The sequence below is a fragment of the Tsuneonella flava genome, assembly GCF_002870965.1.
GTDB classification, from domain to species: domain Bacteria; phylum Pseudomonadota; class Alphaproteobacteria; order Sphingomonadales; family Sphingomonadaceae; genus Tsuneonella; species Tsuneonella flava.
Genome location: NZ_PHSO01000028.1, coordinates 1 through 301 on the forward strand (window position 1 = coordinate 1; position 301 = coordinate 301).

1 protein-coding gene is annotated in these 301 nt (G+C 62.1%); it reads right to left on the bottom strand.

Annotated elements, in window-relative coordinates; genetic code table 11:
• A partial coding sequence (locus tag CV013_RS15430) for a hypothetical protein (protein WP_198591894.1) occupies window positions 1–290 on the bottom strand: 290 nt, incomplete at its 3' end.
• Between the last annotated feature and the right edge of the window lie 11 nt (window positions 291–301).

A 301-nucleotide genomic window follows, 5' to 3' on the forward strand; every position in this document is an offset into this window, starting at 1 on the left:
TTTGTGGCACCCGTCCCCCTTTCTGCAGTGGGTATGTCGGCGTTGCCAGTTCTGGCAAGTCGTCCCGCGCCCTTTGCGACGACCGCATCGACAGCAATCGCCGCAGCATCGCCAACGCCATGTCCCAGAATAGTCGCCTGCTCGCGAATATCCGCGTTGCTGAATTCCTCTAGCTCCCTCCCGGCAGCGTCCGCAAGCTGCTGCGGTGTTGCGGTGCTCATCACAGCCGCGTCGATCGCTCCGGCAATTCCTTCCAGCGCATTGGGCGTTGCGCTGGAAGGGTGCGCCATCATATCGCCAA